24 protein-coding genes are annotated in these 24,888 nt (G+C 43.3%); 10 read left to right on the plus strand and 14 right to left on the minus strand.

All coding sequences use genetic code 11. The features are described from left to right. Positions 1 to 7: 7 nt before the first annotated feature. Entirely contained in the window at positions 8 to 1,084 is a 1,077-nt protein-coding gene (locus CTT31_RS10155; protein ID WP_010604987.1) for a porin, read from the minus strand. A 154-nt stretch (positions 1,085 to 1,238) separates the two neighbouring features. Then, positions 1,239 to 2,252: a nucleoid-associated protein YejK gene (yejK, locus tag CTT31_RS10160; protein ID WP_039497545.1), complete on the minus strand. Its 1,014-nt coding sequence runs from the start codon at positions 2,250 to 2,252 to the stop codon at positions 1,239 to 1,241. A gap of 65 nt (positions 2,253 to 2,317) precedes the next feature. Between yejK and CTT31_RS10165 the strand changes: the two genes are divergently transcribed. The 7 genes from CTT31_RS10165 to CTT31_RS10195 all read left to right on the plus strand — a co-directional run bounded on the left by CTT31_RS10165 (position 2,318) and on the right by CTT31_RS10195 (position 8,649). After that, positions 2,318 to 2,530 carry a YejL family protein gene (locus CTT31_RS10165; RefSeq protein WP_010374035.1) on the plus strand — a complete coding sequence of 71 codons (213 nt, stop codon included), beginning with the start codon at positions 2,318 to 2,320 and terminating at the stop codon, positions 2,528 to 2,530. A gap of 4 nt (positions 2,531 to 2,534) precedes the next feature. After that, entirely contained in the window at positions 2,535 to 4,055 is a 1,521-nt protein-coding gene (locus CTT31_RS10170) for a DUF3413 domain-containing protein (RefSeq protein WP_260491207.1), read from the plus strand. Positions 4,056 to 4,120: 65 nt separating this feature from the next. Next, positions 4,121 to 4,597 (plus strand): hypothetical protein, encoded by a 477-nt coding sequence (locus CTT31_RS10175; RefSeq protein WP_010374033.1) that lies wholly within the window; start codon positions 4,121 to 4,123, stop codon positions 4,595 to 4,597. Between the two features lie 162 nt (positions 4,598 to 4,759). Continuing rightward, positions 4,760 to 6,484, plus strand: coding sequence for a bifunctional isocitrate dehydrogenase kinase/phosphatase (gene aceK / locus CTT31_RS10180; protein ID WP_260491208.1), 1,725 nt, complete (start codon positions 4,760 to 4,762; stop codon positions 6,482 to 6,484). A 16-nt stretch (positions 6,485 to 6,500) separates the two neighbouring features. Beyond that, positions 6,501 to 7,439 (plus strand): LysR family transcriptional regulator, encoded by a 939-nt coding sequence (locus tag CTT31_RS10185; RefSeq protein ID WP_010374031.1) that lies wholly within the window; start codon positions 6,501 to 6,503, stop codon positions 7,437 to 7,439. Positions 7,440 to 7,538: 99 nt separating this feature from the next. Beyond that, complete coding sequence (locus CTT31_RS10190) at positions 7,539 to 7,922, plus strand: hypothetical protein (protein ID WP_211857744.1); 384 nt, start codon at positions 7,539 to 7,541, stop codon at positions 7,920 to 7,922. 118 nt (positions 7,923 to 8,040) lie between these two features. Beyond that, positions 8,041 to 8,649: a MarC family protein gene (locus tag CTT31_RS10195; protein WP_039497532.1), complete on the plus strand. Its 609-nt coding sequence runs from the start codon at positions 8,041 to 8,043 to the stop codon at positions 8,647 to 8,649. A 37-nt stretch (positions 8,650 to 8,686) separates the two neighbouring features. Here CTT31_RS10195 and mltG read toward each other — a convergent pair whose 3' ends face one another. From mltG to yceD, 9 genes are all read right to left on the minus strand, one after another. Beyond that, entirely contained in the window at positions 8,687 to 9,658 is a 972-nt protein-coding gene (mltG, locus tag CTT31_RS10200) for an endolytic transglycosylase MltG (protein ID WP_211857745.1), read from the minus strand. Positions 9,659 to 9,663: 5 nt separating this feature from the next. Then, positions 9,664 to 10,503: an aminodeoxychorismate lyase gene (gene pabC / locus CTT31_RS10205; RefSeq protein ID WP_193521469.1), complete on the minus strand. Its 840-nt coding sequence runs from the start codon at positions 10,501 to 10,503 to the stop codon at positions 9,664 to 9,666. Positions 10,504 to 10,536: 33 nt separating this feature from the next. Next, positions 10,537 to 11,775, minus strand: coding sequence for a beta-ketoacyl-ACP synthase II (gene fabF / locus CTT31_RS10210; RefSeq protein ID WP_211857747.1), 1,239 nt, complete (start codon positions 11,773 to 11,775; stop codon positions 10,537 to 10,539). 86 nt (positions 11,776 to 11,861) lie between these two features. After that, on the minus strand, positions 11,862 to 12,098 hold the full coding sequence (gene acpP, locus CTT31_RS10215; RefSeq protein WP_010374019.1) for an acyl carrier protein: 237 nt from the start codon (positions 12,096 to 12,098) through the stop codon (positions 11,862 to 11,864). A gap of 216 nt (positions 12,099 to 12,314) precedes the next feature. Next, on the minus strand, positions 12,315 to 13,061 hold the full coding sequence (fabG, locus tag CTT31_RS10220) for a 3-oxoacyl-ACP reductase FabG (RefSeq protein ID WP_130164254.1): 747 nt from the start codon (positions 13,059 to 13,061) through the stop codon (positions 12,315 to 12,317). Between the two features lie 13 nt (positions 13,062 to 13,074). Further along, positions 13,075 to 14,001 carry an ACP S-malonyltransferase gene (gene fabD, locus CTT31_RS10225; protein WP_260491209.1) on the minus strand — a complete coding sequence of 309 codons (927 nt, stop codon included), beginning with the start codon at positions 13,999 to 14,001 and terminating at the stop codon, positions 13,075 to 13,077. 53 nt (positions 14,002 to 14,054) lie between these two features. Continuing rightward, positions 14,055 to 15,101, minus strand: a complete 1,047-nt coding sequence (gene plsX, locus CTT31_RS10230) for a phosphate acyltransferase PlsX (RefSeq protein ID WP_211857750.1) — start codon at positions 15,099 to 15,101, stop codon at positions 14,055 to 14,057. 11 nt (positions 15,102 to 15,112) lie between these two features. Then, entirely contained in the window at positions 15,113 to 15,283 is a 171-nt protein-coding gene (gene rpmF / locus CTT31_RS10235) for a 50S ribosomal protein L32 (RefSeq protein WP_010374010.1), read from the minus strand. Between the two features lie 10 nt (positions 15,284 to 15,293). Next, on the minus strand, positions 15,294 to 15,818 hold the full coding sequence (yceD, locus tag CTT31_RS10240) for a 23S rRNA accumulation protein YceD (RefSeq protein WP_010374009.1): 525 nt from the start codon (positions 15,816 to 15,818) through the stop codon (positions 15,294 to 15,296). Between the two features lie 119 nt (positions 15,819 to 15,937). On the opposite strand from yceD, the gene CTT31_RS10245 reads away from it, so the two are divergent. Further along, positions 15,938 to 16,540, plus strand: a complete 603-nt coding sequence (locus CTT31_RS10245; RefSeq protein WP_260491210.1) for a Maf family protein — start codon at positions 15,938 to 15,940, stop codon at positions 16,538 to 16,540. On the opposite strand, the gene CTT31_RS10250 is transcribed toward CTT31_RS10245, so the two are convergent. Next, entirely contained in the window at positions 16,526 to 17,170 is a 645-nt protein-coding gene (locus tag CTT31_RS10250; protein ID WP_211857752.1) for an HAD family hydrolase, read from the minus strand. The genes CTT31_RS10245 and CTT31_RS10250 overlap by 15 nt on opposite strands. Position 17,171: 1 nt before the next feature. Further along, positions 17,172 to 18,122 carry a 23S rRNA pseudouridine(955/2504/2580) synthase RluC gene (gene rluC / locus CTT31_RS10255; protein WP_010605003.1) on the minus strand — a complete coding sequence of 317 codons (951 nt, stop codon included), beginning with the start codon at positions 18,120 to 18,122 and terminating at the stop codon, positions 17,172 to 17,174. 613 nt (positions 18,123 to 18,735) lie between these two features. Between rluC and rne the strand changes: the two genes are divergently transcribed. Together rne and CTT31_RS10265 are read left to right on the plus strand one after the other, a co-directional pair. Beyond that, positions 18,736 to 22,146 carry a ribonuclease E gene (rne, locus tag CTT31_RS10260; RefSeq protein ID WP_260491211.1) on the plus strand — a complete coding sequence of 1,137 codons (3,411 nt, stop codon included), beginning with the start codon at positions 18,736 to 18,738 and terminating at the stop codon, positions 22,144 to 22,146. Positions 22,147 to 22,294: 148 nt separating this feature from the next. After that, a complete protein-coding gene (locus tag CTT31_RS10265) occupies positions 22,295 to 23,953 on the plus strand; it encodes a SulP family inorganic anion transporter (protein WP_211857754.1) in 1,659 nt (552 codons plus the stop codon). Here the strand turns inward: CTT31_RS10265 and CTT31_RS10270 are convergent. Continuing rightward, positions 23,940 to 24,815 carry a LysR substrate-binding domain-containing protein gene (locus CTT31_RS10270; RefSeq protein WP_260491212.1) on the minus strand — a complete coding sequence of 292 codons (876 nt, stop codon included), beginning with the start codon at positions 24,813 to 24,815 and terminating at the stop codon, positions 23,940 to 23,942. The genes CTT31_RS10265 and CTT31_RS10270 overlap by 14 nt on opposite strands. Positions 24,816 to 24,888 lie beyond the last annotated feature (73 nt).

A 24,888-nucleotide genomic window follows, 5' to 3' on the forward strand; every position in this document is an offset into this window, starting at 1 on the left:
TCTCTCCTTAAAATACCATGTCGATGCCAATTGTAATGGCTTTACTATCACCTGCGACTGCTAAACCAACGGAGTTATCCTCTACCTCATCGTACTGGATCTTGAAAGCGGCGGAGGAATGGAAATCCCAACGTACTCCAAACGAAGTGGTTTCATGGCTTTCGGCATCGTCGCCCTCGCCTTCAAAATCTGCGTAAGATACGAATGGCGTGATATTGTCAAAGCGATAGCCCAGTGTCAGCATCTTAGTGTCTAAATTGCCGTCTAAGTCCAACCGATTTAGCTCAGATAAAATAAAGAAATTTCCCCAGTCTGCATTTACTGCTAAACCATAAAACTTACCATCGCGCTCATCACTCCCCTCCCATAAGACAGGCTCTCCAGAGCGATACCGCTGGTTGGTGTAACGCATGTGGGTTAAACGCACTTCAAGCCAATCATTACTGGTTTGAATTACGCCGCCTAGGATGTCTTTCCAGATTTCTCTAGTTGGCTCTTGAAAGAAAAACTCGCTCAACAGCTTATTGTCATCATCGTCTTCTTTACCAGCGTAAATATTCCCGCTTAATGACCAGTCGCCTATACTGCCGCTGTAGAGCATATTGATGCCATTATAATTAAAGATTTGCCAGGTGTAGTTGTCAGCGGGTGCACGCATCCAAATATAGGCGTAACCCACATCATAAAAGTCGGAATAATAAAATAGCGGTAAGCGCTTTTTACCTGCTTGGAAAGTCCAATTCTCATTAATCTCATAGGACAAATAAGCCCACTCAAACTTTGCATCAAAATCGTCTGCGCCGCGCGCAACAATCTGACCAGTAACACTTAAACCTTCGGTTAGATCAGCACTAAATTGAAGGCCCATCAATGTTTCAGGTTCAAATGAGATATCCTCGTCGTAAACACTGACGATAGGATAATCGGCGAGAAATATTGGATCGTTTATTCCGAATTGTGGAACACCACTTCCGCTCAGCACCTTACCAGCATTGATACTTGCAAATCCGGAAAAGTTAACCTCTGCATGCCCTGAAAAACAGGCAAGGCAAAGGGTACAACCTAAAGCTAGTTTCATCTTCATTGTGATTCATCCCAATTGCTTGTTCTACAAGTACTACATTGCAAGTATAGTTAAATTTAAAAAAATGCTAGCAAAAGCAGCAAATTGATAAAAATATTTGCATAAAAAGGGATGAAATAGGAACAAAAAAGCAGCTTACGCTGCTTTTTAACAATTAAGATTCGTCGTTATAATAACGTTCAATTTGGTCCTTCAAGTTAGGCGGTACACCTTTAATCGTAAGCGTATCAGTCGCAGCATCATAAATAACCCGCTCACCCAAATGCTTACGTTCAAAGCCAACGCTTACTCCACCGCCAAGCCCAGAAAATTTCACCATACTCGTTACTGTCTTTTTATCGACAGGAAAGCTTTCTTCCAGCTCATAGCCCTGCTCTTTATAAAAGTCTTCAAACTTTACGTCTGAAGACTTAGAAAGCGTCTCGGACAGTGTATTAACATCCGCATCCTCGCCGCTTGAAACACAGTCGTTACAGTAATCAAAAATCTCCTTGCGGATGTCGTCTTTTTCAGACTTTTCAAATTGCTGTGTAGACAAATAATCCTCAACCGCGTGTAACATAGTTTGCGATTGCTGCTTTGGATCGATCCCCTCTTCACAACCAAGAAAATCTAAAAAGAAATCAGCAACTTTTCGACCAGCACGCCCCTTAATGAAGGAAATATAACGGTTTTCTTCTGCGGCTGTATCCCAAGCATCTAAATCGATTCTAGCAGCCAATTGCATACGTGAAATATCTAAGTGTTTTGCTGCGGATAAGTCTAAGTCTGAGGTAATAGTGTAATGTTCTTTAATATTAATCAGTGCAATCATAATAAAATTGCTGGCAACATACTGATAATGACAAAACACTAAATACCCAGTTTCATGAAATGCATATTTATTAAGCTCTTCTTTAAGCACATTGGTTGCTTCTTGGGTTAAATTCCAAAAGTTAAGCTCATTATTTCTATAACTCTGCATCGCAGACGCGACCACACTGCTTTTTTCGCCGCTAAAAGCACAGAACCCTTTACCCGGTTTGCCATTGTAGGCATGATGCAATTGTTCAATGAAAACATTAACTTTGTCATTGATTTGCATTTCATCGTCACGTAGATGTATTTCGGTATCTTCGTCTTGTTTGTCTACATAGTGAACAACTAGTTTTTTTACCTCAACGCTCATCTTTGTTTTTCACGCCTCTAATGTTAAAATGTAAAAATTATTGCTTTTATAAATTGAACCAACTGATGCCTATCCAATCAAAGTATTCCAATAAACAAGTAGAAGAAATTGTTGACCAATTAGTTAATGTATTAAGCTCGCAAAACGCACCAGTTGATCTCAGCTTAATGTGTTTGGGTAATTCTATCACGCACATTCTAAAAGAACATGTTCCAGAGAGTAAGAGACAATCTGTTGCCGAAAATTTTGCCAAAGCACTTACACAATCAGTAAAGTAACGGAATGAATCTTACACCGCACAGCCCTTTTTCATCAAAAGCAAGTCAATTACTCAGCTGGGGACACTGGTTTACCTTTGCTAACATTGGCTTGGTTTTATTGATTAGCTCAGTTTATTTGTTCGCCGACAAAGCGCCAAGTACCTTTGTCGGTTGGTTTTATATGCTGATCACGTGGATAAGCCATACCAGCTTTATCACTTTTTGTGCGTTTGTATTAACTATCTTTCCGCTTAGTTTAATATTCCCTTACCCGCGACATATTCGCGGGATGGCTGCAATTATTGCCTCGGTTGGTATTGTTGTACTAACAGTGGATGCCTTTGTTTACCTACAACTTGGCTACCATATAAACCCAGCTTCGCTTTCCGATATTTTTGTTTTATTGTGGGAAACCTTAGTCGGATCATCCCTAGTTAATCTCATCATTACCATTGCAATGCTTGGACTGGTGCTTACTTTTGAACTACTCGCAGGCAATTATGCTTGGCGTCATTTGGCCGAGCTTAAATCCTATAAATTCCCTCGCTATGCAACGGGGACCATTGTTACCTGCTTTGCGCTCAGTCATAGCCTGCATATTTGGGCCGATGCTAATGCCTTTTTCGATATCACTAAGCAAGATAATGTATTACCTCTATCTTATCCTACAACCGCAAAGAGCTTACTCGCCAGACACGATTTACTTGATATCGAGCAGTATGAGGAAGCACACTCACTAAGCATTGGTGATACGCATTCAAAATACAAAGCCCCTGTAATTTCGGCCGTATGCAAAGAAAAGCAAGATACCACAGAGCAACCTATCAACGTTTATGCTTACACAGATGAGGCGCTGTTCCAAAAAACAGCAACAGCACTTCAGAGCAACGGTAAAAATAACGTGTTCCGAATGGATTCTGTTTTACGCGCAGGAAATAGCAGCGATGCACTATTCAGCCTGGTATACGGTCTACCGAGTTATTATAAAGAGTCTGTCCTGCTACAGCAGCAAGTTCCGGTATGGTCAATTAATAATGACTTAATGAGTGTTAATGCTAACGGCGAGTTCTCTTTTGTACCCTCTCATCAAGCAAGTAAATTAACAATCATTGAAGTAAGTGACGAAATTGACATTGATAGTTCAAAGCCGTTCGTGGCAATTGATATTAGTGCACAGCAAGCGACGGTATTAACCAGTTCTGCGGTAACGAACATTGAGCTGTTTGCTCAGGCTTCTGGTCTTGTGCAGCCCAATGACATCACCTACACCCTGTTAAGCTCTTATCTAGGCTGCGACCCCCTTGCTCAACAAAGTATGCTGGCATCGAACATTAAAACTCGCTCTCATGCAGAAGGCGTTAACTTTACGCAAGGTGTCTTAGTTGCCTTCAAAAAAGACAAAATCACCTTAGTCAATCAAGATGGTAGCTTCAAGCAGATGTCAGCAAAGGAAGGCTTTGTGTTAAACGGTAATTTAGATATTCCATTTTTAATACAAAGTATTAAAACATTAAAAAAATTCACGGCCCCTGAAGCGCAATAACCTTGAACAAAGTGGGATGTCATCTATCGTTAAGTAGATATTAACTGTTACAGCAAGGATGCCAGATGCAATTATATCTAAAACTACTCGTACTGATTTTTGTCTCTACTCATTGTTTCGCCACAACAACGGTAAAATACTTTAAATGCACGACCGACAGAGGCATCGTTTTTAGCCAATTTCCCTGCTCAGCCAATGCGACCCAGCATACGATAACAACATCCGACCCTAAAGCCTCGGCTCCCTCAGAGCAGCACTATAAAACGTTAAACAATTTGGAACGTAACCAAATTGCGAAAAGGACAAAGCGTGCGCTCAGAGCCAAACACCATGAAAAAGCCGTGCTCAATCGCAAAAGAGATACAGCGGTTAGAGAGCAACAGGATAAATTAACTAAACTGATGAATGAAGACAGGCGCAAAAAGGTCGTCAGGCAAGTTAAAAAGGAAATAAAGGCCATTAATAAGGCACATGCTAAAGCGATTAAAAGCCTAGAGAAAGAGATTTCAAAATTAGAAAAGCAACTCAAAGAATATGAGTGATATAGCCGCTCAATTACATTGATTGCTTTTTAAGAATCGCCCTTAGTTAATGAGCATTCGCTATAGTTATGCTAATACCTTAACTGGTATTACCAGATGACTTTTCGCACATTACCTTGTAAAGTGAAAGCACTCCGCGTGGATAATTTATGAGGGATGTAGATGCAAGCACAGCAGTTAGCAGAGCGAATTTTATCAGGTTTCCAAAACCACTATCACGCATTTGTAAAAATTACCAAACTGGCCCCCATCGCTTTTGCTGCTCAAAATTGGGGAGAGATAGAACGAATAAGTAAAGCGAGGATCAGCCAATATGATAGCAAAGTTGATGAAACTGCACAGAAGTTAATACAACTCTATAGCTCGACGCAACTGGATGAATCGCTATGGTATCAAGTAAAACAGGCTTACCTTGAGCGTCTTACCTTTCACCCTCAACCAGAGCTTGCTGAAACTTTCTATAATTCAGTTTTTTGTCGCCTCTTTCACCGCCGATATTACAATAGCGATTTCATTTTTGTTGAAACCCAGCTTGCTAACGCCACATCACTCCCTGTAGAAGCTGAGTATCGAAGTTATTTTCCAGTCGTCAGTGGCCTTAAGCCCACCATAAAAAGAATCATTGAACACATTGACTTCCATTGTGAATTTGAAGATTTAGATAGAGATATTCGACTACTCGTTAAGGCGTTTCTTAAACAAGCACCTAACACGCATCATCAGGCGCACTTAATGCGCTTCGATATCCTCAGCGCACCATTTTATCGTAATAAAGGTGCCTATATTGTCGGCCGAGTGGTATCTAAATCTGGTGTACAGCCGTTTATCATTTCAGTGTTACATGCACAAACTGGGGGCTTACTGATCGATGCGCTGCTTACCAATAGCTCACAAATGCGAGTGATTTTTGGCTTTGCGCGTGCTTACTTTTTAGTAGAGACTCATGCTCCATCTGCGCTAGTTAAGTTTTTAAATCAACTTATGCCAAATAAAACAAAGGCTGAGCTTTATAATGCCATCGGCTTTCATAAACAGGGGAAAACCGAATTTTATCGTGAGTTTTTACACCACTTAGCTAATTCCGAAGAACAATTTGAAGTCGCACCAGGTACACCGGGTATGGTGATGATGGTATTCACTCTGCCAAGCTTTCCCTATGTTTTTAAAGTGATCCGTGACCAATTTCCAGAAAGTAAGCCATTTACAAAGACAACCGTTTTAGAGCGCTACCAACTCGTAAAGCGCCACGATCGTGTGGGTAGAATGGCAGATACAATTGAATATTCCGATGTAGTGATCCCACTTGCACGTATTTCACCAGCCCTTTATCAGCTATTGCTGGATTCTATCTCTCAAAGTATACGTATTGAGGGGGACAATATAGTGATAAAGCACTTGTATATTGAGCGCCGCATGACACCGCTCAACCTCTTTGTACAGCAAGCCGATGAAGAAACGTGCGAGCAAGTCATTAGAGATTATGGCTATGCGCTCAAAGAAATGCTCGCTGTAAACATTTTTCCAGGAGACATGCTGTTAAAAAACTTTGGCGTAAGTAAACATCATAGAGTTATCTTCTATGACTATGATGAGGTGCAATATCTCACAGAAATGAACTTCAGAGCGCTGCCAAAACAAGGGCTTGATAATATGTACGACTCTGGCGATATTTCCAGTGCACCGCAAGACGTCTTTCCTGAACAGTTGTGTACATTTGTTCTGACAAATCCTACACTAAAGGAAATGTTTCTGCGCCATCATGCTGATTTGGCTGAGGTGTTGTTTTGGCAGCAAGCACAACGCGATATTCGTGAGAAAGTCGTAAGACATATTTACCCTTATCCACATGACAATCGCTTTCTCCAAGATGCCAAAAAAGAAGAATAATACAAAGGAAAACTGAGTGAACATTAGTAAAATTGACCTTAACCTGCTGGTTTACCTCGATACCTTACTTCGAGAGTGCAATGTAACACGTGCCGCAAATCAATTAAGTATTACCCAACCGGCAATGAGTAACGGTCTTAAGCGTCTCAGAAACCTCTTTAACGACCCTATTTTGGTACGTACCAGCGAAGGCATGGTGCCAACAGAGCGCGCGCTTGAGCTGCAGCCTGTGATCCGTGGCATACTCATGACCTTGGAAGAAACCTTAGCCCCTAACAGGGAGTTTGAAGCAGCGAGTAGTAATCGAGTATTTAGGATTATGGCCAGCGACTATGCTGCTAGTACACTTGCGCCGAAACTTCTAACTAAACTTCATGAAGAAGCCCCAGATACGACCCTTGATATTCTCACGCCGAGTGATGTTACTTTTCATGATGTAGAAAATGGCAAGGTAGACATGGCAATTAACCGCTTCGAAAATCTACCGCAATCGTTTCATCACAAACGAATTTGGAAGGATAGTTTTTGCTGTCTGGTGAAATCCGATAACCCGGTTATTACCAACTTTACGCTTGATGCCTATTTAAAATCTCGCCATATTTGGGTAAGTAAAACCGGATTTGGTGTTGGGGTCGGAATGGATCCCGCTGATGTACAGAAGCTTGGCTGGGTTGACGAGGCACTTGCACACTTTGGAAAACACAGAAACATCGCAACTTTTACACGTAATTATCACGTTGCAATTCATTTAGCAAAAGAGCAGAACTTAATCGCAACATTGCCGTCAAAAGCCGCGAATATCTATCGTGATGATCCGACCTTAGCGGTTCTGGAACCGCCATTCCCTATTCCGCCGTTTGAGTTAGATATGATTTGGAGCCCGCTATTACACCGCGATGCGAGCCACATTTGGTTGAGACAAAAAATTGCTGAGGTAGCTGAAGAGCTAGCATAGCGATATAACTAAGCTTTGCTTTGGTGCGCTTTTTGAAATTGGTATCGCCAGCTAATTGAACTATCCTTTTATCTATATGCATAAAAGGTGCAATAGAGCATGGCGAAATTCTCTTATAGAGCAACGGTTGATAGTAAAGAGAAACTTATCCACGCAGCCGCATACGGGGAATGCGTGGAAGCCAATATTATTGAGATGTACAAAAATTTAGGGCTTGCACTTAAATCGAATCAGCTAAAAAGTTTAGTTATCGACGTCTCTCAATTACATATCACCTACGACTATCCAAGCGTGCTAACCGTTTTACAAAAACTCAATCAATTTGTCGATGGGATTACTCTTGCCCGAGTAATCTCCCCCTCAGACACCAAAAGTGGATTAATTGAAGCATTTGCTGACAAGCACGGCTTAACGATTAAGAACTTCGAGAACTACAACGACGCAGTGGCTTGGGTGCATACTGTGAATGAAAAAAATATATAAAATTAAGTGAATATTCAGAATAAAGTCATGATATCAGTGATATTATCTGTCGTTGGTCAATAACAACCGGCCAACCAGAAGCAATTTGTGAACAACCTTTATTTCATAATAGGGAACTATGGAACACTATATCTCAACGTTCATTTTTTTCTTTGCGGTCATCGACCCCATTGGCACTATACCGGTATTTATCGCAACCACCACAGGCTTTGATATTGCGACAAAACGAAAAATAGCGGTTAAAGCCACACTGGTTGCAGCCATTGTATTGCTGTTTTTTATTATTGCAGGCGAAATCATTTTAAACGCAATTGGTATTCCCCTACCTGCATTCGCGATTGCCGGAGGCATCGTACTATTCATCTTTGCCATGACAATGATTTTTGGCGAGGGTAAGCCAAGTGAAGAAATTAAGTTAGACAGTAAAGCATCCGATACCGCTATTTTCCCTTTAGCAATGCCTTCTATCGCAAGCCCAGGGGCAATGCTGGCAGCCGTTTTGCTGACTAAAAACAGCGAAAACAATGTATTTGAACAACTCCAAACCTCAATGATTATGCTCAGCGTATTGGCTATCGTGTTAATATTTTTACTAGTTGCGACAAAAATTCACCAATGGATTGGTGATAGTGGCGCAAGTATCGTCAGCCGAGTAATGGGACTTATTTTAGCTTCCGTTGCGGTATCTAGTGTATTGGCGGGTATTAAAGAATATTTTATGTTGTAATAGAGAGTAACGAGAGGGCTAGCCCTCTCTTTCGATGTCATTGTTTCAAAATAAATTTCTTCACTGCTTTATTATGCTCAGTCAGTGTTTTCGAAAAGTGATGCCCACCATCTCCTGACGCAACAAAGTAAAAGTATTCGGTTGTTGCTGGGTTAAGTGCCGCATGGATAGCAGCACGAGACGGCATTGCAATCGGTGTCGGTGGCAAGCCATCAATTCGATAAGTGTTATATGGCGTCTTTTCACGGATATCTTCACGTTTAATGTCACCATCAAAGTGCTCACCAATACCATAAATAATGGTTGGATCTGTCTGTAAACGCATACCTTTACGTAAGCGATTGATAAAAACCGAGGCTACCTTATCTCTTTCTGCAACTACGCCCGTTTCTTTCTCAATAATCGAAGCCAAGATCAAGGCTTCATAAGGCGTGTTTAAAGGAAGATCTGGCATTCTATTTTGCCATTCCTTTTCAAGCACACTCTGCATTTTGGTATGAGCACGTTTAAGTAAGCGTAGCGCTGAGTCATTTCCATGATAGTGGTAGGTATCGGGGTACAACCACCCTTCAGCTGAACTTTGCGATATATTCAGTTGTGATGTGAGCTTATCAATGTCTTGCCTTAAGTAGGGGGCGCTGAGGAGCTTGTTTTTGACTTCCCAAATGGGCATCCCTTCAATGATTGTAAAGCTAAAGTTGTGTTGATCCCCGCGACTAATTTTGCTGATGGCATCTAGCACGGTTAGCCCTTTAAGATCGTAAAAGCCCGCTTGTAACGCGAATAACTTAGGCTCTAACTTACTATAAAGTTGATAAGGAAAGCAGTTAGATAATGCCCCGCTACGCTGCCATAGATGACATAGCTGATTAAATGTTTGCCCAGCCTTTATCTCAACTAATGGCTCAGAGATATTAAGTGGCTCAAATTTAACCTTATTTATTTGCTGAGATAACCACCATGACGCTGCTGCTATCAAAAATGCGACTATGATAAACAGTTTTTTCATTTATATTACTTCCCTAAAAATCGCCTTTTCAATTCATGTAAGTCGGCGATATCGAAATGTTTATTCTCAATTCTTACTACAGGTACTAACTGCATTAAACTATTACAAATAAATACACCATCAGCTGCTTTTAACTCGTCAAAAGCAATATTTTTGACTCTAATATCGTGTTTACTTTCAAGTGCACTTAAAAACACCCCTTTAATGCCTGAGCCACTAAGATCTGGTGTATACAGCGTGTTGTCTTTAATCATGATGATATTTGCCGCTGATGCTTCAATCACCCTATCATTGATGTCCGTCACAATGACATCGTCGCAAACCAATGTCAGTGCATCTTGTTTAATAAGTACTTGTTCTAATCGATTCAGTGTCTTTAATCCAGCGAGTAACGGCTGAATACCCAGTTTAACTCGGCTTAAAGCGACCTCAATCCCATTCTGCTGCCAAGTTGTATAGTATGAAGGAAAAGGTAATACCTGAATACTCACACTCAGCTGTGGCGTCTCAGGAGCTTGATAACCACGGCCTCCTTCCCCTCGAGTGATAAGGATCTTTAGCACCGCTTCCGCTTTATCTTTAACTTGCTCTTGAACCAAAAACTCGATTTCGTCTAGTCGTAACTCAGGAAAGCCCAAGCGCTGCTGACATTCCACCAGTCGGTTTCTGTGAAGTGGCCACAAATCAACATTTCCATCACGGACTAATGCAGTGGTAAAAAAGCCATCGCCATAGGCCAATCCTCTGTCAGTGTTAGAAAAAAGCTGTTGATTATCCACATCACTTTCCTTTTTAAGGGTATCAAAAACATAAAAAAACTCGGCAATGCCGAGCTTTTTTATCATAACCTACTTTGCTATAAGATTACTAAGGCTGATCTACACCTTTTTAAATAGCAACGAACCGTTTGTTCCACCGAAACCAAACGAGTTACACAAAGTGTACTCTAGTTTCGCATCACGGGCAGTATGAGGCACATAATCTAAATCACAGCCTTCATCTGGGTTATCCAAGTTAATGGTCGGCGTTACTTTTTGGTCTTGCAGCGCAAGAATCGAAATAATTGATTCAACTGAGCCCGCAGCACCAAGTAAGTGACCCATCATTGATTTAGACGAGCTCACCATCACATTTTTTGCCGCAGAACCAAATACCGACTTAACAGCATGCGTCTCTGCAACGTCACCCGCTGGAGTAGAAGTACCGTGTGCGTTGATATAGCCAACCTGCTCTGCATTGATCCCTGCATCATTCAATGCATTAACCATAGCTTGTGCAGCACCTGCACCATTTTCTGGTGGTGATGTCATGTGATATGCATCACCACTCATACCAAAGCCAACCAGTTCAGCGTAGATTTTCGCACCACGAGCTTTCGCATGCTCATACTCTTCCAGTACGATCACACCAGCTCCATCAGCTAGCACAAAACCATCACGGTCTTTATCCCAAGGGCGAGAAGCCGCTTGCGGATCATCGTTACGCGTAGAAAGCGCACGAGCCGCGCTAAAACCACCCATACCAATTGGGGTTGACGCTTTTTCAGCACCGCCTGCTACCATCGCATCCGCATCGCCGTACGCAATCATACGTGCTGCATGGCCAATATTATGAAGGCCAGTTGTACATGCAGTAACAATCGAAATATTTGGACCTCTCAAGCCATGCATGATGGACAAGTGACCAGAGATCATATTGATAATGGTAGAAGGAACGTAAAACGGAGAAAGCTTGCGTGGACCGCTATTTAATAGCTTAACGTGGTTTTCTTCAATTAGCGTCAAGCCACCGATACCAGAGCCGATGGCTACACCAACTCTAGCGGCATTCTCTTCGTTAACTTCAAGACCTGAGTCTTTTAAAGCCTGTACACCTGCAGCGATACCATACTGGATGAAGACATCCATTTTTTTAGCATCTTTAGGGGAAATGTACTCAGTGACATCAAAATCGTTAACTAAACCAGCAAACTTAGTCCCGAAACCTTCTGTGTCAAAATGCGTGATATTGCGAATGCCACTACGGCCTTCTAATAAGCCCTGCCAGGTAGATGCAACATCATTACCCAGCGGCGTCAACATACCTAAGCCAGTTACTACGACTCGACGTTTAGCCACGGTGTCCTCCAAAAAGGGATTATTATAATAATTGGGGGGTCTAGAAAGAGTTAGGGCAGCGAGTGCTGCCCTAATAGAAAAGCTAGTTACTCAGCGTGAGCAGTAACGTAGTCGATAGCTGCCTGAACAGTAGTGATTTTCTCAGCTTCTTCATCAGGGATCTCTGTATCGAACTCTTCTTCTAGCGCCATTACAAGCTCAACAGTGTCTAGAGAGTCAGCACCTAAATCATCAACGAAAGACGCTTCTGATTTAACTTCTTCTTCTTTAACACCTAGTTGTTCAACAATAATTTTCTTTACGCGTTCTTGGATGTCGCTCATTCTTCTTTCCTTTATTTAAACGCTACTGCGTTAATTTTCAGATTGCGGCGCAGTTTACGACGCATCATTCTGGGATTCAAGGATTGACCCGTACTTTTTTTTCTGGTCAAACCTGTTACAAAGCTTTGGATCTTTTTATCGCCTATTTTCGCGACGATTTCAAGTACGTTGTCGACAAGATCACAAAAATTTCAATTGATTTGTGATCTTAGCGGGTTAAACCATGTACATCGCACCATTTACGTGCAAAGTTTCACCAGAAACATACGCTGCTGCATCTGATGCTAAATAAACCACAGCCGCTGCGATTTCTTCTGGCTGACCTAAACGACCTGCTGGTACATTTGCCAAAGTCGCTGCTTTTTGCTCATCAGTTAGCTCATCCGTCATATCTGTCTGAATGAAGCCAGGTGCTACAGTATTTACCGTAATACCACGAGATGCAACCTCACGCGCCAATGATTTTGTAAAACCAATTACACCCGCTTTTGCAGCTGCATAGTTAGCTTGACCCGCATTACCCATAGTGCCCACTACTGAACCAATGTTAATGATACGGCCATTTTTCTTCTTCATCATTGGGCGAAGTACCGCTTTTGATAAGCGGAAAATAGATGACAAGTTTGTATCGATGATGTCATCCCACTCTTGATCTTTCATGCGCATCAGCAAGTTATCACGAGTGATACCAGCATTGTTTACCAACACATCGATATCACCTAAGTCTGCTTTGATTGCATCCAAAGTTGCTGCGATTGAGTCGGCATTTGTCACGTTTAGCGCATAGCCTTTACCATTTTCGCCTAGATACTCAGAGATACGCTCTGCACCAGACTCACTCGTTGCGGTACCCGCAACTTTTGCACCTTGCGCCACTAAGGCGTTTGCGATTGCTTTACCAATACCACGGCTAGCACCCGTTACTAGTACAACTTTACCTTCTAAAGAAAATAAATTACTCATAATGCTCTCGTTATTATTCTGCAGCTGCAATGGCAGCTAAATCATTTACCGACACACACGACACTGAGCGGTCGATGCGTTTGACAAGACCCGAAATCACTTTACCAGGGCCGAACTCAAAAGTTGTTGTAACACCTTCTTTCGCAACCGCTTGTACAGTTTCAGTCCATCTTACTGGACTATAGAGCTGACGAATAAGCGCATCTTTTATTGCTGCAGCATCTTTTGCAACAACAACGTCAACATTGTTGATCACATCAAACTTTGGCTCTGAAAAAGCGAGTGCTTCAAGATCTTTGGCTAATTTATCAGCCGCAGGTTTCATTAATGCGCAATGAGATGGAACGCTAACTGCAAGTGGTAATGCGCGTTTAGCTCCTGCTTCTTTACACGCTTCAGAAGCTCGCTTTACGGCTTCAACGTGACCAGCAATCACCACTTGACCCGGTGAGTTGTAGTTTACCGGCGAAACAACGTCACCCTGTGCAGATTCGGCACACACCTTGGCAATCACGTCATCATCTAAACCAATAATTGCCGCCATTGACCCGGTGCCAGCAGGAACTGCTTCTTGCATGTATAAACCACGTTTTTCAACTAACTTAACGGCATCTGCAAGGGTTAATACTTCTGCACATACCAATGCAGAGTATTCACCTAGACTATGGCCTGCTAGTGTCAGTTCAGCTTCAACACCTTTCTCTTGCCACGCTCTAAAGATAGCAACGCTTGCGGTTAATAATGCCGGTTGAGTACGGTGCGTTTGGTTTAATTCTTCTTCAGGACCGTTTAGCACAAGTTCGGCTAAATCGTAGCCTAGTGCTTCTGAGGCTTCAGCGAAAGTCGCTTTAACGATATCAGAAGATGCTAATAATTCAGATAACATGCCCACGCTTTGTGAGCCCTGTCCTGGGAAAAATAATGCGATTTTTTGTGACATATTGTGCTCTTATTTTCTCTGTTGTCGCCACGTCCTCATGTCACTTAGCAGTGTTAGGGATGCGGACCTGACGGTTGTTTTTCTGTGTCGACCTGAGCAAACACCGCTTGGATCTTTTCAGGGATCTTGCGTTGTACTTCTTGCGCAGCTTCTTCAATCGCGGCTAAAAATGCCTTCGTTGTGGCATTTCCGTGACTTTTCACAACAATACCGCGCAATCCTACCAGACTTGCGCCGTTATACTGGTCGGGGTTCACCCTTCTATACAATTTTTTTATAACGGGTCGAAGTAAAAAGGCCAACGCTTTATAAAAAAAGTGCTTTTTTAACGCTTTGCTAAACTTATGCATGATGAGTTTGGCAATCCCTTCACAGGTTTTCAAGGCGACGTTGCCGACAAATCCCTCACATACAATTACATCAGCTTTGCCAGTGAACATATCGCTCCCCTCACAATAGCCTTGATAATTAATAACAGATGAGGATTTCATTAATTTTGCAGCTTGCTTAATACCATCATGGCCTTTGATTTCTTCAGAGCCAATGTTTAGCAAACACACTTTAGGTGAAGGAATATTTAATGCCTCTCCAGCCACGATTGAGCCCATAATACCAAACTGATAGAGGGTTTCAGGGTCACAATGCACATTCGCACCAAGATCAAGCAAATAAACGGGTTGCTTTTTCTCTGTTGGAACGGCTGAAATTAACGCGGGACGCTTGATGCCAGGCAACATTTTTAACACATAGTGGGCCATAAAAAAGAGCGCACCTGTATTTCCTGAACTAACACAAGCCTGCGCTTCGCCAGATTTCACCAAATCAAGCGCAATACGCATTGAAGACTGCTTTTTATTTCTAAGTGCAGAGGCTGGTTCACAACCGTTAGTGACGACTTCTTTACAGTGTTTAATTTTGAGTCTTGGATGATCCAGCATACTTGCTTTAGTCAAAGCACTTTCAATAACTTGCTGATTACCACAGAGAATTAAATTTAGATTTGGGTGCTTAAGCACAGCAGCGATAGCTGCGGGGATAGATGAACGGGGGCCGTAATCGCCCCCCATCATATCTAACGCAATGGTTAGATCGGTCAGCATAAAGTAATCTCTTACTTAGAAATTACTTTAACGCCTTTGTAGTAACCGTCAGCAGTCACGTGGTGACGACGATGAGTCTCGCCAGAAACCTGATCTACAGTTAGAGCTGGTCCACTGATCGCATCGTGTGAACGACGCATACCACGACGTGCGCGTGACTTCTTGCTTTTTTGTACCGCCATTAGCCTTCTCCTAAGAATCTTTCTTAAGTTGTTTCAAAATTTCAAATGGATTTGGTTTGCTATCTTCTGCTTCAATTTCACCAAAGCTCTTTGGCTTATCAGAATAAGAGCATAGTGCTTCATCATGCGTCGGGACTATCGGAATTGCGAGTAACAGTTCATCTTCGACGATCTGTCTTAGATTAACCTCACCCTCTTCATCCAGTTCCAACACATCATAACGCTCGGGAAGATCATCCGACTCTGCACCTAATCCGACTGGCGAATACGCAAAGTCTTGTTCCAAATCCAACCCTAATTCATCATTACAACGCTGACATACAACGGTTAGATGGGCTCGGACTTTGCCTTGCACAACAACCAAACCTTGTTCGTCGATGTTGAAATGAATGTCTACCGCTATTTCACTATTTTGATCACGCACAACTTGCTGCAATCGAGAAAGTTCTTCAAGCATTACAACACCGTCATAAGATGCTCGACGTTGCGCTGCTCTGCATGGATCAATAGTGATGGGAATTTTCACCTTTTGCATAGGGGCTGCATCATATAGATAGTTACTGTGTTAGTCAAAGTAAAAATACACTTTCCCTTTGTTTTTCGCGTTATTGCGCATTATCCTGTTGGCAATGTTGTCACAAAGATAAAAATCTCATGAAAACGCCCCTTATTCTAGCCTCAAGTTCGCCATTTAGGCAGTCAATTTTGAAAAAATTAATGCTTCCTTTTGCATCTTTTTCACCGGATGTAGACGAGCAAGCACTCGAAGGTGAATCAGCACAGCAACTTGTTGCACGATTGAGCGAATCAAAAGCCAAAGCAGCAATAGCAAAATATCAACAAGGTGTGGTGATTGGTTCAGACCAAGTTGCGCTATTCAACGGTGAGATCCTAGGAAAGCCACATAATAAAGAAAACGCGATTAAGCAACTAAGCCTATTTAGCAATAATCGCGTGACTTTTTTGACTGGTTTAACCGTTTTCGACATTGAAAGCGGCAAAACGGTCACTGAAGTGGTACCGTTTCACGTTTACTTTCGCCAACTTACTCAAGCACAGATCAGTAACTATTGTGATGCAGAAACACCTTACAACTGTGCTGGAAGCTTTAAAAGCGAAGGATTAGGGATCTGTCTGTTTGATAAACTTGAAGGAGAAGACCCCAATACCCTGATTGGCCTTCCCCTTATTCAACTCACTAAAACACTGCTCGCGTTTGGTATTGATGTGCTCGCAGAGCAATCAGGCCAACAATAGGTTAGACAAGTCATGATAGTTATCGCAAATATGGGCAGCCGACGTTTGCGATAACTGCTCTCTTGTTGCAACACCCATAGTGACGCCGATCGCGTCAATGCCTGCATTTTTCGCTAAATTCATATCAATTATCGTATCGCCTATCATGACAGCCTCTGTAGCTTCCACATTTAGTTCAGCCAAAATCTGAAGCAACATATCGGGATGCGGTTTAGACTCCGCCTCACATGCTGTCCGTGTCGTAACGAAAATATCACCCAACCCACTTTCTGCCATCAGGCGGTCAAGTCCTATTCGGCTTTTTCCTGTTGCAACCGCAACTTTGATACCACTGCCATGTAATTGCTTTAAAAGCGTTTCAGCGCCTTCAAATAGAGGCGCTGGGGTTTTGTCTTGATGCTTATAGATATATTTATAAGCCGCAATTAAAGACGCTAATTTGTCTTCATGATTTGGAAAAAGTGTCAGTATCGCTTTATCGAGAGACAGGCCAATAATACTTTTCGCCGCTTCGTTACTGACGGGTGCAATTCCACAAGATTCAGCAGCCAAATGAATGGTATTTACGATTTTTGGCACAGAGTCCATGACGGTGCCATCCCAGTCGAAAATCACACACTTGTAGCGCATGTTACTTCCTTAATTTAACTAAGCATGCTTCCAAAGCCCCATCCAATGGTGCCTCTACATGGTGTGTCGTTTCTGTTTTTGGGTGTATAAATCTGAGTTCTTTGGCATGCAAAAACAGCCTATTTAATCCCACTTCACGCATTTTGGCATCAAACACCTGATCGCCATACTTATCATCACACGCAATCGGATGTCCTTTACATTGAGTATGCACTCGGATCTGGTGCGTTCTGCCTGTTACGGGTGACGCCTGCACTAAAGTTGCGGACTCAAAACGCTCGACGACTCTAAAACGAGTATGAGAAGGCTTGCCTTGCTCATGATCCACTCGCACCACACGCTCACCTGACTTTAAGGTATTTTTACGCAGCGGTTCGGTGACATTTTTATGTTTGGCATCCCATTGCCCTGAAACCAGTGCAAGGTAATTTTTCTCCATGGTCTTTTCTCTTAGCTGCTCATGAAGTCCTTTAAGCACAGCGCGGCGCTTTGAAATCAACAAACAACCCGATGTGTCGCGATCCAAACGGTGCACCAACTCCAAGCTTTGCTCTTGTGGGCGTAATGCTCTTAATGCTTCAATTAAGCCATAGCTTAAGCCGCTGCCACCATGTACCGCCATACCGGCGGGCTTATTTATAACTATCAGATACTTATCTTCATAAAGAATGGCATCTTCTAGGTTTGCGACTTTATCAAGGTTTTTAGGCACAAACTCTGTTTTCTCCGCAACACGCACAGGTGGGATACGGATTTCATCATTGATTTGTAGTTTATATACAGGCTTCACCCGCTTTTTGTTTACGCGCACTTCCCCTTTGCGAAGAATTTTATATACGGCGCTTTTTGGCACCCCTTTCAAATGCGTAACTAAAAAGTTATCGATCCTTTGACCTTCTTGGTCTTCAGTCACGGTAACGAAGCTAACTTGTAATGCGGGTTTCTCTGACATTGCCTAATCACTGATTTGAGTAATAATTTAGTTGCTATCTCGACATTATTAGTGGGATAATCAGGCCGCAAATTTTTGCGAGGTGCTTTTTATCGCAAAAACAATGTCGTGATGCACATCTTGGATGGCAGATCATACAGATTAGAGCTAATATTTCCAAAGCTTTTATCATGCATCTAAGATAAACACGTGCGAACAGTCAGTGCGAAGCGCGTAATATTTCGTTTAATGACTGGACACGATGAACAAACCAAAAAGCAAGAAATTAAAATTTGTCTGATACGTTTACCACAGTTGCAGTAATACCCGTGCATAGCAGGCCGCAACTCGTGAATAATCACAAAGCAATCAAGTCAAAAGATGGTGATAGCCAAGCTTGGCAAACCAAGCTCAACTTACCCCGTGCATGACTACTTTTTTGTGAAACGAATAAACGTGCAAAAAGCGAACGATGGATCAGTGATTTTACCCTGATTTAAAGCGGAAACTGTGAATATGTTCCCTTTCCCCCAGTCGTGAGACTGCATCATTTAATAGGAACATCCAAGGCGTAGCACGCTGTCGCTGGCAAGACGTATCAGGCGCTGTAAATAATTAAGTAGAGAATTACAATATGAAACGTATGCTGATCAATGCAACGCAGCAAGAAGAAATGCGCGTGGCACTGGTTGACGGCCAGCGTCTATACGATCTAGATATAGAAAGCCCTGGTCACGAACAGAAAAAAGCCAATATCTATAAGGGTAAAATTACCCGTATCGAACCATCCCTAGAAGCCGCATTTGTTGATTATGGCGCTGAGCGTCACGGATTCCTTCCTTTAAAAGAAATCGCTAAAACGTATTTCCCAGATGGCTATACATTCAACGGTCGCCCTAACATCAAAGACGTGATCAAAGAAGGTCAAGAAGTCATCGTTCAGGTTGATAAAGAAGAACGCGGTCAAAAAGGCGCGGCACTCACAACGTTTATCAGCGTCGCTGGTAGTTACTTGGTATTAATGCCAAATAACCCAAGAGCTGGCGGTATTTCACGTCGTATCGAAGGTGATGAGCGTATTGAGCTTAAAGAAGCATTGAGTCGCTTAAACGTACCTAAAGGTATGGGTCTTATCGTTCGCACCGCGGGTGTAGGTAAATCTTTCGAAGAACTAGAATACGACCTTAAGGCGCTACTTGTTCATTGGGACGCAATTCAAAATGCGGCAAATAGCGGTAAAGCACCTTTCTTAATTCACCAAGAAAGTAACGTGATCTTCCGTGCAATTCGCGATTATTTACGTCGTGATATCGGTGAGATACTAATTGATAAACCGCGTGTTTTTGAAGAAGCGAAGGCGCATATCGAGCGTTTCCGTCCAGATTTCATCAATCGTGTTAAGCTTTATCAAAACGATGTGCCGTTATTTACGCATTATCAAATTGAGAGCCAGATTGAGTCAGCTTTCCAGCGTGAAGTGCGTTTGCCTTCAGGTGGTTCTATTGTTATTGATCCAACAGAAGCACTCACTTCTATCGATATCAACTCGTCAAAAGCGACGAAAGGTGGCGATATCGAAGAGACTGCGCTGAACACTAACCTAGAAGCCGCTGACGAGATTGCACGCCAGTTACGTTTACGTGACTTAGGTGGCCTAATCGTTATCGACTTTATCGATATGACTCCACCTCGCCATCAACGTGAAGTAGAAAACCGCTTGAAAGAAGCCGTTCGTACTGACCGTGCTCGCGTGCAAATCGGTAAGATTTCTCGTTTCGGCCTATTAGAAATGTCGCGTCAACGTTTGCGTCCGTCTTTAGGTGAAGCGAGTCAGCATACGTGTCCACGCTGTGACGGCCAAGGCACCATTCGCTCAAACGAATCCATTGCTTTGTCTATCTTGCGTCTAATCGAAGAAGAAGCGATCAAAGATAATACCGCTCAGGTCAACGCCCAAGTGCCTGTTGCTGTTGGTGCTTATCTATTAAATGAAAAGCGTCGTTCTGTGCAACGCATCGAAAAGCGCCATGAGTGCCACGTTGTTATCATTCCTAACCAGCATCTAGAAACACCGCACTATGAGGTGGTTAGATTGCGTAAAGATGAAACAACAGAAGCAGCTAGCTATGAGCAGATCACCGCGCCTGAGCCTGAAGTTGTTGAAATTGCTCGAGCTCAAGCGATTGTGAAAGAGGAGCCTGTGTTAAAAGGTGTCGTTATGCCTGATGCACCAGCGCCTGCGCCAGCCCCTACTCCAATTCAAGCTGCAAAACCACAAGCACGTAAGCCACAAGAAAAGCCAGCTCAAAACGGCACTAGCCTGTTTGCAAAGATTGGTCAGTGGTTCAAGAGCCTATTTGCTAGTGACAGCGATAATCAAGAAGAAAACAAATCTTCTGAAGAAAAATCATCACGCGATAACAACCGTGATAATCGCCGTCGCAATAATAACAATCGTCGTCGTAACAATAACCGCCGTCGTAACGATCAACAAAAAGACACAACGGTTGAATCGAAAGACGAAAATAACAGTAACGAGCAACGTGGTGATAACCGCAAACGCCGTCGTCCAAATAACAGAAAGCGCCAAGATCAGGACAAAGCAAACCGTCCAGCTAAGGAGCCTGTAAACGATAACGTTGAAACGGTTGAGGCTAAAGACGCACCAGTTAAAGAAGCGACAGTAAAACCACGCAGACAAAGACGTAATCTTCGTAAGAAGATACGTGTGGAAGAAACCAATGCGCAGGGTACTAACACGTCAGAGCAAGCTAGCACTGAAGAAGTGAAAGTAGAAGCAAAGCCGCTTGAACAACCAGCGAAAACGGCAGCTGAGCCTAAAGCTGAACAAAAGCCAAGGCAAAGAAAAGCGAAACCTGTCGCGGATAAGTCAGAACAAGAGTCTGCAACTAACGAACAAGTAGCAGCACCTTCTGAACAAGCTGACGTACACGCTCAAGCAAAGCAGCAAGAAACAGCTAGCACTGAGCGCCACGAACAAAACGATGTTACCGAGGTGGTATCTGCTGAACTTTCAGAATCGCAAATTGATGATGAAAATAAAGAAGGCCGCACTCGCTCTAGACGTTCTCCGCGTCATCTGAGAGCAGCTGGTCAACGTCGCCGTCGTCAGGATACGCCTGAAAAAGGTCAAGCTGCTGCATTTGTGCCCGTTGCAGATCAAGCCGCTGCAGAATACGAAGCTGAGCTAAAAGCGAAATCTTCTTCTGACAGTGAAACTCAAACGGAAGTGCAGCAAGAAGCAAGTACAGTTGAGACTCAGTCGTCACCTGAAACGGTAGCTGAAGATTATGCACCAGCGGCAGAAGCGACAGTTTCTGAAACGCACACTGATGCAGAGCAAGATGTCGAAGCTAAGCCAGCAGAAGAAGCACTGATTGACGAAAATGCAGCGCAAGAAGTGGAGTCTGCAAACGAAGTTGAGGCAAGTACTGCTGAAGCACCATTGCAACAAGCTGCACAGCCCGAAACGTCTGCAAGCGCTGACGAAGTAGTCGCAGAAGAAGTAGAAGCTGCACAGCCAGAAGAAGCAAAAGTGGTTAAAGCTGAGCCAATCGCTGACACAGTAGAGGCTGAACAAGTTGAATCGACAGAGGAAAAAGTTGAGGCTGAGGCTGAAACTGCAGTTGTAGAAGAAACTCAAGCTTCTGACGCTGAGGCAACACCTGAAGTTCAGGAGCCAGCAGCCGAGGCACAGGCAACAGAAGCGGTTGTGGAAACAACAGCAGTTGAAGCAGTTACTGAATCTTCAACTGAAGAGACTCCAGCCGCTAACGCTATTGAGGCACCTACTCAACAGGTAGTAAACGGCAACTCTGTACAAAGCCGTGTACGCTTCAACCAAACGGCTGCAGCGCCAATGACAAAAGCACAAAGCGTGATTGAGGATGTCGTGGTAGAAACACCGTCTGCGATGCCACATGAACAGCGTCAGGCTGTGGCGAATAGCGGCTTGGGTGTTGGCTCTAAGTCACCAACAGGCAGAGCAAGCGCCGACATGGCCTCTCCTGCTCAGGTTGACTAAGCAGTAATTGAAAAGCCAGTCTTTTTAGACTGGCTTTTTTGTGTCCGAATTTTACTGAGCAGACAGATGGTAATACCAGTCCTTCGTAGCACTCAGTGCTATTTATCAGTAGAATGCCGTCAATTCTTTGATCGTTAAAGTCAAAAGTATGATCACACTTAAGAGATTTAAAAACGCCTCTTTAAAAGGTGACCTATTCGGTGGTGTAACCACTGCAATTATTTCTTTACCACTCGCACTCGCTTTTGGTGTTGCCTCTGGTGCTGGCGCAGAAGCTGGGATGTGGGGCGCAATTTTGGTTGGCTTATTTGCCGCACTGTTCGGTGGTTCAACCTCCCTCATTTCTGAACCAACCGGCCCAATGACTGTTATCATGACAGCAGTACTCACCGCCATGATGAGCAAGTATCCCGAAAATGGTCTTGCGATGGGCTTTACTGTTGTCATGATGGCAGGTGCTTTTCAGGTTTTACTCGGTACGCTCAAGTTAGGTAAATACGTTACCTTGATGCCTTACAGCGTCATCTCCGGATTTATGTCTGGTATTGGTGTTATCCTCATTATTTTGCAGCTTGCTCCTTTACTTGGACACCAAGCGCCTGCAGGTGGTGTTGTTGGCACTTTGTCTAACTTGCCCAGCCTGCTGATGGACTTACACTTTTCTGAGTTGTTCCTCGGGGTGATCACACTTGCAATCTTATTCAAAATGCCAAGTAAGTGGCGCCAGTACGTCCCCGCTCAACTGGTCGCACTCGTCGCCGTTACACTGCTTTCAATTATTATCTTTGATACCGATAGTATTCGCCGCATCGGAGAAATTCCAAGTGGCCTACCAAGTATTGTGTTTCCAGTATTATCACCAGAGCTATTAATTGAAATGCTTATCGACGCATTGGTACTGGGCACCTTGGGTTGTATAGATACATTGCTAACAGCAGTAATAGCCGACAGTTTAACGCGAACCGAGCATGATTCTGATAAGGAGCTCAGAGGCCAAGGTATTGCCAATATGATAGCTGGGCTTTTTGGTGCATTGCCAGGTGCTGGCGCAACGATGGGAACTGTGGTCAATATTCAAGTCGGCGCTCGCTCGCCAATCGCTGGGATATTCAGGGCACTAATTTTGATGGCCGTAGTCTTTATCGCGGGCAGCCTGACCGAGCCAATCCCAATGGCGGTGCTTGCTGGTATTGCAGTGTATGTTGGTTTTAATATTCTGGATTGGAGTTTTATCCAGCGTGCTCATAAGCTTAGTGTCAGTCAAATGGCGATTATGTATGGCGTCATGCTACTTACCGTTTTTGTTGACCTTATTGTTGCCGTGGGCCTTGGCGTATTTATCTCCAATGTGATGATCATAGAGAGATTAAGCCGAGTGCAAGCTAATCACGTTAAAGCAATTAGCGACAGTGATAGCGATGAAGATGTGCCACTAACAAAAAAGGAAAGCGAGCTGTTAGATAAAGCCAACGGTAAACTATTATTCTTTTATCTTTCCGGGCCAATGATTTTTAGCGTCTCAAAAGCAATCGCAAGACAACACCGCAAGATTAGTGAATACAAAGCCATGGTATTAGATTTAAGCGACGTAGCTATGATTGATGTCACCGTGGGCTTAGCCATTGAAAATGCGATTACAGATGCGCTTGATGCTGACTGTAGCGTGTTTATCTATTCACCGAATTTGGAGACCACCGATAAGCTCAAGCGCTTAAACATTCATGACCGTCTAGGCGACCGTGCATTTTGTGATAGTCGCGAGATAGCGCTCAGCCAAGCCATTGATACTATGGCTAAAACTTATTAAAGTACGCACTTAAGTGATCCAGTAACAAGCGTAAACTGGTCGCGACAAATTGTCTGGGTGGATACAGCGCCCAGACCCCCTCTTCCTCAGGTCTAAAGTTGGTTAGTACCTCTGTTAACTCACCACTCTCTAGCGCCTCTTGCACGTAATAATGCGGTAACTGTACCAAACCTAAGCCTTGCTTTGCTGCTTCCAAGAGCCCCCAACCACTGTTGCAACGCAGTGGCCCCGCCACTTTAATTTGTCGCGCTTTACCGTGCTCAACAAAACGCCATTCGCTACTATTGCCAATTAAACATTTATGATTGCTAAGCTCAGCGAGCGTATGCGGTTGGCCAAATTGATTTAAATAGATATTTGCACCACACACCATGGTTTTACGTGTGGTTAGCCGTTTGGCGCGCAGTGATGAATCCTGTAACTTACCGAGGCGAATTGCCAAGTCAAAGCCCTTATCGAGCAAGTCGACTTGGTTGTTCGTCAAATGCATTTCTACCTCAACTTTGGGATACAAACGCATAAAGTTAACCACGGCAGGCATGACATAAGATTCGCCGTACATTACCGGTGCGGTAAGCTTAAGTTTGCCTGTTGGCTGTCTGTCACGTTGACGGATTGCAGCAGTGGCGTCATCTAATCCATGCTGTAAATGCTTTGCGTGAGATAAAAACACTTCACCTTCCTGAGTCAGCGCTAGCTTTCGGGTAGTGCGCGTCAAAAGTTGTATGTTGAGCCGCTCCTCTAACATTTTCACTCGGCGACTAATTTGCGCAACCGAAGTATTTAACTGAGTTGCAGCTCCACTAAATGAGCCATTACTCGCGACCGCAACAAACTCATCAATGCCAATCCATCTATCCATTATTACATATACGTAAAAGTCTTTATAATTTTTATAGATTATCAAAAATCATAATGTAGTTATACTGCTATCA

This window comes from Pseudoalteromonas maricaloris (assembly GCF_024746855.1).
In the GTDB taxonomy this organism is placed as follows: domain Bacteria; phylum Pseudomonadota; class Gammaproteobacteria; order Enterobacterales; family Alteromonadaceae; genus Pseudoalteromonas; species Pseudoalteromonas maricaloris.

What these genes read in the sequence shown, in the direction of transcription:
- rpmF (WP_010374010.1), bottom strand. Translation starts at nt 15,283, where the DNA reads ATGGCGGTACAAAAAAGCAAGAAGTCACGCGCACGTCGTGGTATGCGT.
- yejK (WP_039497545.1), bottom strand. Translation starts at nt 2,252, where the DNA reads ATGAGCGTTGAGGTAAAAAAACTAGTTGTTCACTATGTAGACAAACAA.
- CTT31_RS10190 (WP_211857744.1), top strand. Translation starts at nt 7,539, where the DNA reads ATGGCGAAATTCTCTTATAGAGCAACGGTTGATAGTAAAGAGAAACTT.
- acpP (WP_010374019.1), bottom strand. Translation starts at nt 12,098, where the DNA reads ATGAGCGACATCCAAGAACGCGTAAAGAAAATTATTGTTGAACAACTA.
- CTT31_RS10170 (WP_260491207.1), top strand. Translation starts at nt 2,535, where the DNA reads ATGAATCTTACACCGCACAGCCCTTTTTCATCAAAAGCAAGTCAATTA.
- CTT31_RS10165 (WP_010374035.1), top strand. Translation starts at nt 2,318, where the DNA reads ATGCCTATCCAATCAAAGTATTCCAATAAACAAGTAGAAGAAATTGTT.
- yceD (WP_010374009.1), bottom strand. Translation starts at nt 15,818, where the DNA reads ATGCAAAAGGTGAAAATTCCCATCACTATTGATCCATGCAGAGCAGCG.
- plsX (WP_211857750.1), bottom strand. Translation starts at nt 15,101, where the DNA reads ATGCTGACCGATCTAACCATTGCGTTAGATATGATGGGGGGCGATTAC.
- rne (WP_260491211.1), top strand. Translation starts at nt 18,736, where the DNA reads ATGAAACGTATGCTGATCAATGCAACGCAGCAAGAAGAAATGCGCGTG.
- CTT31_RS10245 (WP_260491210.1), top strand. Translation starts at nt 15,938, where the DNA reads ATGAAAACGCCCCTTATTCTAGCCTCAAGTTCGCCATTTAGGCAGTCA.
- aceK (WP_260491208.1), top strand. Translation starts at nt 4,760, where the DNA reads ATGCAAGCACAGCAGTTAGCAGAGCGAATTTTATCAGGTTTCCAAAAC.
- rluC (WP_010605003.1), bottom strand. Translation starts at nt 18,122, where the DNA reads ATGTCAGAGAAACCCGCATTACAAGTTAGCTTCGTTACCGTGACTGAA.
- CTT31_RS10195 (WP_039497532.1), top strand. Translation starts at nt 8,041, where the DNA reads ATGGAACACTATATCTCAACGTTCATTTTTTTCTTTGCGGTCATCGAC.
- pabC (WP_193521469.1), bottom strand. Translation starts at nt 10,503, where the DNA reads ATGATAAAAAAGCTCGGCATTGCCGAGTTTTTTTATGTTTTTGATACC.
- CTT31_RS10270 (WP_260491212.1), bottom strand. Translation starts at nt 24,815, where the DNA reads ATGGATAGATGGATTGGCATTGATGAGTTTGTTGCGGTCGCGAGTAAT.
- fabG (WP_130164254.1), bottom strand. Translation starts at nt 13,061, where the DNA reads ATGAGTAATTTATTTTCTTTAGAAGGTAAAGTTGTACTAGTAACGGGT.
- CTT31_RS10155 (WP_010604987.1), bottom strand. Translation starts at nt 1,084, where the DNA reads ATGAAGATGAAACTAGCTTTAGGTTGTACCCTTTGCCTTGCCTGTTTT.
- CTT31_RS10250 (WP_211857752.1), bottom strand. Translation starts at nt 17,170, where the DNA reads ATGCGCTACAAGTGTGTGATTTTCGACTGGGATGGCACCGTCATGGAC.
- CTT31_RS10265 (WP_211857754.1), top strand. Translation starts at nt 22,295, where the DNA reads ATGATCACACTTAAGAGATTTAAAAACGCCTCTTTAAAAGGTGACCTA.
- fabD (WP_260491209.1), bottom strand. Translation starts at nt 14,001, where the DNA reads ATGTCACAAAAAATCGCATTATTTTTCCCAGGACAGGGCTCACAAAGC.
- mltG (WP_211857745.1), bottom strand. Translation starts at nt 9,658, where the DNA reads ATGAAAAAACTGTTTATCATAGTCGCATTTTTGATAGCAGCAGCGTCA.
- CTT31_RS10175 (WP_010374033.1), top strand. Translation starts at nt 4,121, where the DNA reads ATGCAATTATATCTAAAACTACTCGTACTGATTTTTGTCTCTACTCAT.